The organism is Cellulomonas sp. IC4_254 (assembly GCF_011603975.1).
Classification (GTDB): domain Bacteria; phylum Actinomycetota; class Actinomycetes; order Actinomycetales; family Cellulomonadaceae; genus Cellulomonas.
This window is the reverse complement of the sequence record NZ_JAANNB010000145.1, coordinates 1-10,138: the sequence shown is the minus strand read 5'-3', so window position 1 is coordinate 10,138 and position 10,138 is coordinate 1. Positions and strand designations below refer to the sequence as shown.

Sequence of the window (10,138 nt, the reverse complement as noted above, 5' to 3'; positions counted from 1 at the left end):
GGATGGCACGGGTGCGGGGCGCGGGCGCTGGATGTCGGTGTGGTGGGCGGGTGAACCCGCGGCGAGGGGCCTGCCAGGGGTGGTCGCGTCGGTGCTGGTCAGGGGAGTGCGCGCAGGTCAGGGGCACCCCCTTCGGGTGCCCCGGAGAGGGCCGTCCGGGCGTGTTCTCGCACGTCAGAGGGGCAGCGCTCCTCCATACGGGTGTGAAAGGGGTGAAAACGGACAGATCGGGCGGACTGGGACAAACCCGCTGATATAGCCTCAACTCACACCAAAGCCGCCCGGGGGGATCCGACATGAGTCTGCTCGACGATCACGACGTCTCGCGCTCCGTGCAGCGCGACGTCGCGACCCCGGGCACGGCGGCACCGAGTGGCACGGAGGCGCCGTCCGGCGCGGCCGAGCGGCCCACGGAGCAGCCTGCCACCGACCGGCCCGCCGCCGAGCGCGCCGCCGCCGACCGGCCGGCCGCCGACCGCACCGCCGCCCCCGCGGACCGCGCCGCCCTCGCCGACGGCGCCGCCACCGAGCGCACCGCCGCCGAGCGCACCGCCGCGGAGCACGCCGCCGCCGCGGAGCGCCGCCGCGACGCCCGCGGCCCCCGCCTGTCCTGGGCCTCGGACCGCCCGTTCCACGAGCCGCTGGGCCACGCCGCCCCGTCGGGCTGGCGCGGGTCGCACGCCGCGTACCAGGTCGAGACGCTCGCCCGGGACGTCGTCCTGGCCACCTGCGTCCCGACGCTGCTGCTGTTCGTCATGCACGGCGTGACGCTGCTGCAGCTGTCCTGGGGCCTGATGATCGGCCTGCTCTACATCGCGTTCGTCGCGGTGGAGCGCGGCTACGACCGCCAGGTGATCGGCGACGGCCACCAGGAGTTCGAGGCGGTGATCCGCGGCGGCGTGCTGACCGCGGCCGCGCTGGCCGTGTTCGCGGTCGGTGCCGACGTCGACGTGCCGCGCACGATCGTGTTCCTCGCGCTGCCGCTGGTCGCGGTGCTGCTGCTGGGCGCCCGCCACCTGGCCCGCCGGTCGCTGCACAAGCGCCGCGCCCAGGGCGAGTCGATGCGCCGCACCCTGGTGGTCGGCGACGCGTCCTCGATCACGCACGTGGTCGACGACCTGTGCGGGCTGCCGCAGTACGGCTACAACATCGCCGGCGTGTGCGTGCCGTCGTTCGACGGCCCGCTACCCGCGCTGGGCGTCCCGGTGCTCGGCACCGTCTCGGACGTCGTGCAGGTGGCCGTGGACGGCGAGTTCGACGTCGTGATCGTCACCGGCTCGGAGCTGTCGGGGCAGGCGCTGCGCCGGCTGTCCTGGGCGCTGCAGCGCACCGACACCGAGCTGGTCGTCGCCCCGGGCATCGTGGAGGTCTTCGGGCCGCGCGTGACCCTGGAGCCGACCGCCGGCCTGTCCCTGATCCACGTGAACGCCGCCGAGTCGCGCCGCTCCCGGATCCTCGCCAAGCGCGCGTTCGACACCGCGTTCGCGCTGGGCGCCCTGCTCGTGCTGTCGCCGGTGCTCGCCGCGACGGCCCTCGCCGTGAAGCTCACCAGCCCCGGCCCGGTGCTGTTCAAGCAGACCCGGGTCGGCAAGGAGGGCCGCGAGTTCTCGATGCTGAAGTTCCGGAGCATGGTGGTCGACGCCGAGGAGCGGCTGGCCGCGCTGCGCGCCGCGAACGAGGCCGACGGGCCGCTGTTCAAGATGGACCGGGACCCGCGGATCACCCGGATCGGCCACTTCCTGCGCAAGCACTCGCTCGACGAGCTGCCGCAGCTGATCAACGTGGTCAAGGGCGAGATGGCCCTGGTGGGCCCCCGCCCGCCGCTGCCCTACGAGGTCGCCCAGTACCGGGAGTCCGCCCGCCGTCGCCTGCTGGTGAAGCCCGGCCTGACGGGTCTGTGGCAGATCAGCGGCCGCGCCGACCTGGCGTGGGAGGAGGCGGTCAAGCTGGACCTGCGGTACGTGGAGAACTGGTCGATCGCCTTCGACCTGATGATCCTGTGGCGCACGGTGCACGTCGTCGTGAGCGGTCATGGCGGTCGCTGACGGGGTGGCGCTGGCGCACGACTACGCCACGCAGCGCGGCGGCGCGGAGCGCGTCGCCCTGGTGATGGCGGACGCGTTCCCCGGCGCCCCCCTCTACACGACGCTGTACGACCCTTCCGGCACGTTCCCCGAGTTCGCGCCGCTGGACGTGCGGACCAGCCCGCTGGACCGGGTCGGCGTGCTGCGCCGGCACCACCGGCTGGCGCTGCCGCTGCTGGCGCCGGCCGTCGCGGCGACGCCGATCGACGCGGAGGTGCTGCTCGCGTCGTCGACCGGCTGGGCGCACGGCTTCCCGACGACCGGCCGCAAGGTCGTCTACTGCCACGCCCCGGCGCGCTGGCTGTACCAGTCGGACCGCTACCTGGGCCCGGCCCGGCAGGGCGGCTCCGGGCAGGCCCCCGGCGGCGCCCAGCGCCGGCTCGCAGCAGCGGCCCTCGGGCTGCTCGCCCCGGCGCTGCGCGCCTGGGACCGGCGCGCCGCCGGCACCGCCGACCGGTACCTGGCCAACTCCACCGTCACGGCCCGGGCGATCCGCGAGGTCTACGGCATCGAGGCGGAGATCGTCCCGCCGCCGCCCGCCATGCTGCCCGGTGGCGCCGAGACCCCGCTCGAGGGCGTCGAGCCCGGGTTCCTGCTGTGCGTCGCGCGGCTGCTGCCGTACAAGAACGTGGACGTCGTGGTCGAGGCCGTCCGGCGCACCCCGGGTTCGCGGCTGGTCGTGGTCGGCGACGGCCCGGAGCGCGCCGCGCTCGAGCACCGCGTCCGGGACCTGCCCCGCGTGGTGCTGGCCGGCCGGGTCGACGACGCGCGGCTGCGCTGGCTCTACCGGAACAGCGCCGCGCTGGTCGCCGCCTCGTACGAGGACTACGGCCTGTCCCCGCTGGAGGCCGCCGCCTTCGGCCGCCCGTCCGTCGTGCTCCGCGACGGCGGGTACCTCGACACCGTCCGCGACGGTGTGACCGGGGAGTTCTTCGACGCCCCCGACCCCGACCTGGTGGCCGACGCCGCCGGTCGCGCGCTGGCCCGCACCTGGGACCCCTCGGTGCTGACCGCGCACGCCGACGACTTCGCCGCGGAGCGGTTCGTCGAGCGGCTGCACCGCGTCGTGCGCGAGGAGCGCGCGGCCGGGCGGTCCACCGGACCGGAGCGGCCCGACCCCGCAGAACCTGCGCTGACCGAGAGGCGATCCCGATGACCCTGCAGGACATGTTCCGGACCATCTGGTTCGGCAAGTGGCTGGTGCTGGTGTCCGTGCTCGCCGCGCTCGGCGGCGCGTACCTGTTCGTGTCCCGCCAGGAGCCGCAGTACGCGAGCACGGCGACGGTGCAGATCGTCGACGCCGAGACCCTGGCCGCCGCCGGCGTGCGCCTGGAGAGCGACCCGAGCCTCGTGACGAGCGACGCGGTGACCGCGGCCGCCGCCGAGGACCTGGGCGACCCGGACCTGGCCGACGGCCTGGCCGCGTCCTCCACGGCGGAGTACGCCACCGACAACCCGAACAGCGTGATCATCACCGAGACCGGCCCCGACGCGGACGCCACGGTGGACCGGGCGAACGCGGTGGCCACCGCGTACGTCGCGGCGCTCCAGACCCAGTTCGACGACGACCTCGCCTCGATGCAGGAGCGGCTGAGCACGCTCGCCACGAGCATCGACCAGCAGCAGAAGGCCATCACGGAGGCCCGGCGCGCCGCCGCCGCGGCCACGGCGGCCACGAACCCGAACGCCCAGGTGGACCCGGTCGACGGTCTGCTGGAGGCGCAGTACTCCACGACGATGGACCAGTACCAGACGCTGTCCGGCCAGCTCACGCAGGCCCAGCTGCTGGCCTCGCCGGCGAACATCCTGCAGAACGCGGTCGGCAGCTCCCTGGTGAGCATCCCCGGCAGCCTGGTCTACCTGATCGCGGCCCTGGCCGGCCTGCTCGTCGGCATCGGCCTCGCGGTCGTCCGCCGCGGCCTGGACACCAAGGTCCGCACCTCGGGCCAGGCGCGCCGCTCGGCCGGGGCCCCGGTGCTCGCGCGGCTGTCCGGCACGGGCGTCGCCCTGAAGTCGGTCGAGGCCGAGGGCACGCTGCCCGTCGCCCGCCGCGAGGCCACCGCCTACACCCGGTCGATCCGCGAGCTGCGCACCGCGCTGCAGGCGGCGGTCGAGAACGACTCCGGCAGCGCCGTGATCGTGGTGACGGCCGCGGACGTCGAGACCCCGCGGTCCTTCCTGGCGGCGAACCTCGCGGCCTCCTGGGCGCTGTCCGGCCGGAGCGTGGTCGTGCTGTCCGGCGACCTGCGCCAGCCGCGGCTCAACGCCCTGCTGCCCGCCGACGCCGAGGCGCCGGTGCGCACCGGCCGGGCCGGCGGCCGCGCCCGCACCGCGGCGCTGCCGACGGCGATCCCGCACCTCGCGGTGCACCCCGCGCTGCAGACCGAGCTGGACCCGGCCGACTTCCTGGCCTCCGCCGACGTGCGGGCGCTGGTCGAGCAGCTCCGGGCGACCGCGGACGTCGTCATCATCGACGCCCCGCCGATGCTGGTGGCGGCGGACGCGACCATCCTCGGCTCGTACGCCGACGGCGTGCTGCTCGCGGTGACGCTGGGCCACACCCACGTCGGCGCGGTCGAGGAGTCCGCGGAGCGCCTCCGGGCCGCGAACGCCGCGCTGCTCGGCCTGTCCGTGGACGGCACGACCGAGCGCAGCGAGGCGACCTACGAGGCGACCTACGCGTTCGCCGGGGCGGACCAGGCCACGACGGACGAGCCGGCGACCGCGGACGCCGAGGACGCCGCGACGGCCGCCGTGAAGCCGGCCGACGGGACCACCGCGGAGCAGCCGGCCGACGCCGACCGCCCCGCGGACGGCGACCGCCCGGCGGACGCGGAGCGCCCCGCCGACGCCGCCGGCGGCGCCGAGGCCGACGTGCCCGAGCCCCGTGCCGACGGCCAGCACCGCGCCGCCGACGCCCAGGCGGCCCCCGCCGAGGACCCGGCTCCGGCCGACGAGCCCGCCGACGCCGGCGAGCCCGACGACGCCGCCGACGCCCGGTCCGAGGAGGACCGCGCGCCGGTCGCCGCCGAGTCGAAGTGACCGCCGTCCCCGCACCGGGCGCCGCACCGCGCCCGGTGCGGGTGGTCGTCCTCGACCACACCGCCCAGCTCGGCGGCGCCGAGCTCGCGCTGCTGCGCACCTGCCGGGCGCTCGACCCGGCGGCCGTCGAGGTGACGGTCGTACTGTTCGCCGACGGCCCGCTGGCCGGCCGGCTGCGGGAGGCCGGGGTCGCGGTGCGGGTGCTGCCGCTGGACCCGCGGATCGCGCAGACGGACCGGGCCGCGGCGGGCCGGTCGGCCCTGGGCGCGGCGCGCTCCGCCGCGGCGACGCTGCCGTTCGTGGCCCGGCTCGCCCGGCTGCTGCGCGACCTGCAGCCCGACGTCGTGCACACGACCTCGCTCAAGGCGGACGTGATCGGCCTGCCCGCCGCCCGCCTCGCCCGGCGCCCGCTGGTCTGGCACGTGCACGACCGGATCGCCGCGGACTACCTGCCGGCCCCGGTGGCGCGGGTGCTGCGCGTGCTGGCGCGCCGCGGCCCGCGGCACGTCGTGGTGAACTCGCGGGCCACCGCCGGCACGCTGCTGCCGCTGCCGCGCGGCTGGACGCTCGCGTACCCGGGCCTCGCCCCGGAGCAGGTGGCCGCCGACCCCGCCGCGCGGCCGGCGCCCGCCACCCCCGTCGTCGGGCTGGTCGGCCGGGTCAGCCCGACCAAGGGCCAGCGGGAGTTCGTGGCGGCTGCCGCGCTGCTCGCCGAGCGGTTCCCGACGGCGCGGTTCCGCGTCGTCGGCGCGGCGCTGTTCGAGGAGCAGGCGTACGAGGGGGAGCTGCGCGCCCAGGTGGCCGCGCTCGGCCTGACCGACCGGGTGGAGCTGACCGGCTGGGTCGCCGACCCGGTCGCCGAGATCGACCGGCTGTCCGTGCTCGTGCACGCGTCGCCGGTGCCGGAGCCGTTCGGCCAGGTGGTCGTCGAGGGCATGGCCCGCGGCGTCCCGGTGGTCGCGACGGCCGGCGGCGGCGTGGACGAGATCGCGGTCGCGGAGGACGGCACCCCGCGCTGCCTGGTGGTGCCGCCGCGGGACGTGCCGGCGCTGGCCGACGCCGTGGCGCGGGTGCTGGACCGCCCGGAGGAGGCCGCCGCGCGCGCGGACCGCGCCTGGAAGGACGTGCAGGCCGACTACGCGATCGCCCGCACGGCCGAGCGGCTCACCGCGGTGTGGCGGCGGGTCGCGCGTCCCGCACGCGGCTGAGCACCGCCTGCATCTCGCGGACCCGGTCCGACCAGCGCGGCACGTCCGCCGGCGCCGGCCCGATGCCGGCGGGGCGGCCCTCGGCGAGCACCCGGACGACGGCGTCGGCGAGGTTCTGCGGCGAGGCCGTGGTGACCCGGTCGGCGGGCTGGTCCCGGAAGCCGGCGACCGGGGTGGCGACGACCGGGCGGCCGACCGCCAGGTACTCGTAGAGCTTGATCGGGTCCAGGGAGTCGGTGAACCCGTCGACCACGTGCGGCACCAGCAGGACGCCGGCGTGCTGCAGGTACCCGGGCACCAGCGCGGCGGGGCGCGGCCCGAGCACCAGCGCGCCCGCGGCGTCCAGCCGGGTCAGGTCCAGCGGGTCCAGCAGGGCCGGGCCGACGAGCACGAGGCGCGCGCCGGTCGCGCGCAGGTGGGTCGCGACCCGCAGGCAGGCCTCGACGTCCAGCCGGTCGGGGTGCATCGTGCCGACGTACACGGCGTACGGCCCGTCCGGCAGGTCCGCGGGGCGCGGCTGCGGCGTGCGGTAGGCGTCGACGTCGACGGCGTTGGTGAGCAGCGTGACGGGGCGGTCCGCGCCCTTCGAGCGCGCGAGGGCGGGGGAGCAGACGACCACCTCGGCGCACCGCTCGACGAGCAGGGCCTCCGCCGCCCGGGTCCGCTCGAGCTCGGCCGGCTCGCGCACCGCGCGCAGCCAGTCGTCGGTGATGTCGTACAGCGACCGCCAGCCGGTGGCGCGGAGCACGGCGGCGCCGTCGGGGTCGTTCACCCAGAGCACGGGGTCGGCCATGCCCAGCCGGCGGGCGACCCGGGCGACGGTGCGGGCGCGGCGGTCGTCGCCGCCCGGGTCCAGGCGCCGGGGCAGCCACTTGGTCGGCCGGTACGCCCAGGCGCGGCCCTCGGGCGCGCCGTCGTCCGGCCCGAGCCGGCGGAGCCGCCGCCCGAGCGTCGGGGAGGCGCCGCGGCGCAGGTCGTGCACGTGGTCCACCGGCGGCTCGACGAAGAGCACCCGCAGGCCCGGGTCGGTCGCGAGCAGGCCGGCGACGAGGTGCTGGTTCCGGCGCCACACCTCGTCCCAGGGCTCGAGCGAGAGCACGACGAGGTCCCGGCGGTCACCGCCGCCCGGGGCGCGGCCGGCCGGCGCGGGGGCGTCGTGGCCCACCGCGGGCCCCGCGTGGTCCCGGGTCCCGGCGGTCACCGGGCCACCCCGGGCGCGGCGGCCGGCGCGGGGGTCCCCGGGCCGAGCGGGCCACCGAGCACCGTCGCGTACACCGCGGCGATCCCGTCGGCGTGCGTCCCCGGCCCGAACCGCCGCTGCTGCAGCGCCCGCAGCTCCTCGCCGTAGGCGGCTCGGCGCTCGGGGTCGCGCGCGAGCCGGGCCAGGGCGGCGCCGGCCGCCTCGACGTCGTCCGGCGGCACGAGGACCGCGCCGTCCGCCGCGCCCACGGTCTCGGAGTGCCCGCCGCCGCGGCCGGCGACCACGGGGGTGCCGTGCGCCATCGCCTCGACGACCGACAGGCCGTACGGCTCGTCGCCGCGCGGGGCGAAGAAGATCCCGGCGGTGCCGAGCAGGGCCGGCATGTCCGCCCGCATGCCGAGGAACCGGACCGACCCGCCGACGCCGAGCTCCGCCGCCTGCGCCTCCAGCTCGCCGCGCAGCGCGCCGTCGCCCGCGAGGTGCAGCTCCCAGCCGTCGGCGGCCAGGCCGGAGGCGGCCCACATCCGCAGGGCGACGTCGGTGCGCTTCTCGGCCTCGAGCCGCTGCGCCATCAGCACCACCGGTCGCCGGCCGGGCTCGGCGCCCGTGCGCGGCACGACCGGGACGCCGGGGTGCACGACCGTCGACGGCCCCTCGACGCGGTCCGCGACGAACGCGCTGATCGCGACCTGGGCGGCGACGCGGGGCGCCACGAACCGGCCGACGGCGCGACCCACCGGCGACGAGCCGCGGCGGTCGGCGAAGTGCCGGGTGGCGACGACCGGCGCGCGGGCGGCGGCGGTCGCCGCGAGCTCGGCGGCGGTCATGTGCGCGTGCACCAGGCGGGTGTCCAGCCGGCGCAGGGCGCGGGCGGCGCGCAGCGGGGTCGGCGCGGGCGCCCACCGCACGCCGGAGCCGGCGAGCTCGGCGGGCATCCGGTCGGCGGCGCCGCCGAGGACGTGCACCCGCAGCCCGCGGGCGTCCTGGGTGCGGGCGAGCGTGGTGACGTAGCGCTCGACGCCCGCGAAGGCGTCGGTGCAGACCACGTGCACGACGTCGAGCGGCGCGGTCACGAGCGCTCCCGGTGGCCGACGGGCAGGGGGCTGCGCGGGCGCCGGGGCCGGCCGCCGACGACGGCCTCCCGCAGGTGCCGGGCGCGCCGGCCGGCGGGGCTGTCGGCGGGGCCGGGCGTGCTGCGGGACGACGGCGGCGGGGGACCGAGCACGGCCGGCTCGTCCTCCACCTCGCCGGACCGCTGCGCGTGCGCCTGGGCGCCGAGGCAGATGCCGGCGATCACGAACGGGATCGACACCTGGGCGGCCACCCAGAACAGGTCGAACTGGCCCTGCACGAACCGCATCAGCACCAGGACGAACGCGAGGGTGCCGTACCGGGAGTCGACCCGCCACAGGATGACGAGGATCGCCAGGAACATGACGAGGAACCCGACCAGGCCCACGACGCCGCCGGACGAGAGCATCTCGAACTCGGCGTTCGGCGGCTGGAAGTTCTCCTCGAACCGGTCGGTGTACCACCAGCGCAGCCCGGCGCCGAACCACGGGTACTGCTCCCAGATGAGCAGGGACTGCCGGAACCAGATGAGCCGCTGGTACGCGGAGTTGTACTGGTTGCCGGACTCCAGCTGGTCCTGCACCAGCGTGCCGATGACGACCGCGGCGCCGGCGATGGCGAGCAGCACGACCTTCGAGCGGTGCCGGTGCGGGTCGGGCCGCAGCGCCACGACCGCGATCGCGACCGCGAGGCCGATGAGGGCCTGCCGGGACTGCGCGACCAGGATGCCCGCGAGGAACAGCCCGAACAGGCCGAGGCAGATCAGGTCGTTCCACCGCAGCCACCGCGGCCGGGTGTAGACGATGATCGCCGCGAACGCGAGCACGCACCCGATGTAGTTCTTGTGCATGAGCAGCGGCTCGTTGAGGTACACCGGCCCGAGGTTGCCCGCCGCGGCGTTCGCGGCGAACTGCACGAGCGCGGCGACCGCGACGACCACCGAGCCGCCGACGTACAGCCCCAGCGCGAGGCGTGCGTGGCCGGCGGCGCCGATCGCCCAGCCGACGAGGAGCGCGCCGCCGACCAGCAGCCACTCGTGGAACCACTCGACGGCGTTGGCGACGTACGGGTTCGCGATGACGGTGAACAGCACCGTGGCCTGGTAGAACGCCGAGGCCCACAGCACGTTGCGCATCGGCCGGGTCAGCGGGCGGCGGCCGAACAGCAGGGCCGGCCAGAACGCGGCGAACAGCACGAAGTCCGACACCGACAGCGCGCCGCCGACCCGGTTCACGAGCAGCAGCAGCGGCATCCCGAGCACGGGCAGCGCCATCGGCATCCGGAGCGTGAGGCCGACGACCAGCACGACCGCGGCGACGAGGAGCGCGAGCAGCGGCTGGGTGGAGGTGACCGCGCCGACGACCAGGGCGACGGCGACGAGGGAGCCGCCGACCAGCGCGCGGCGGCCGGCGGTGCTGCGGGGGAGCCGCTCGGCCACGGGGCCGCCGAGCACGACGCGGTGCGGGCGGACGCCCGGGGCCAGCTCGGCGCCAGGGGCCGTGGGACGGTCCGGCGCGGCCGTGGCCCGGGGC

At 77.1% G+C, this 10,138-nt stretch carries 7 protein-coding genes; 4 read left to right on the top strand and 3 right to left on the bottom strand.

The annotated features are described in order from the left end of the window. The first annotated feature begins 296 nt into the window (after positions 1 to 296). From G6556_RS13730 to G6556_RS20250, 4 genes are read left to right on the top strand one after another with little or no spacing between them, the layout of a single operon-like run. Positions 297 to 2,045, top strand: a complete 1,749-nt coding sequence (locus tag G6556_RS13730) for a sugar transferase (RefSeq protein WP_166942393.1) — start codon at positions 297 to 299, stop codon at positions 2,043 to 2,045. Further along, entirely contained in the window at positions 2,032 to 3,240 is a 1,209-nt protein-coding gene (locus G6556_RS13725) for a glycosyltransferase (RefSeq protein WP_166942390.1), read from the top strand. The genes G6556_RS13730 and G6556_RS13725 overlap by 14 nt, the downstream gene beginning before the upstream one ends. Beyond that, positions 3,237 to 5,126 carry a Wzz/FepE/Etk N-terminal domain-containing protein gene (locus tag G6556_RS13720; protein WP_166942387.1) on the top strand — a complete coding sequence of 630 codons (1,890 nt, stop codon included), beginning with the start codon at positions 3,237 to 3,239 and terminating at the stop codon, positions 5,124 to 5,126. Before G6556_RS13725 ends, G6556_RS13720 begins: the two co-directional genes overlap by 4 nt. Then, positions 5,123 to 6,334 carry a glycosyltransferase gene (locus tag G6556_RS20250; RefSeq protein WP_166942385.1) on the top strand — a complete coding sequence of 404 codons (1,212 nt, stop codon included), beginning with the start codon at positions 5,123 to 5,125 and terminating at the stop codon, positions 6,332 to 6,334. Before G6556_RS13720 ends, G6556_RS20250 begins: the two co-directional genes overlap by 4 nt. On the opposite strand, the gene G6556_RS19965 is transcribed toward G6556_RS20250, so the two are convergent. The 3 genes from G6556_RS19965 to G6556_RS13700 form a co-directional block, all read right to left on the bottom strand. Continuing rightward, positions 6,291 to 7,535, bottom strand: a complete 1,245-nt coding sequence (locus tag G6556_RS19965) for a glycosyltransferase (RefSeq protein WP_346774900.1) — start codon at positions 7,533 to 7,535, stop codon at positions 6,291 to 6,293. The two genes, G6556_RS20250 and G6556_RS19965, sit on opposite strands and share 44 nt — an antisense overlap. Next, positions 7,532 to 8,608, bottom strand: coding sequence for a glycosyltransferase family 4 protein (locus tag G6556_RS13705; RefSeq protein ID WP_166942383.1), 1,077 nt, complete (start codon positions 8,606 to 8,608; stop codon positions 7,532 to 7,534). Before G6556_RS13705 ends, G6556_RS19965 begins: the two co-directional genes overlap by 4 nt. Continuing rightward, positions 8,605 to 10,138 (bottom strand): O-antigen ligase family protein (locus G6556_RS13700; RefSeq protein WP_205693477.1); only part of this gene is annotated, 1,534 nt, incomplete at its 5' end. The genes G6556_RS13705 and G6556_RS13700, both read right to left, overlap by 4 nt.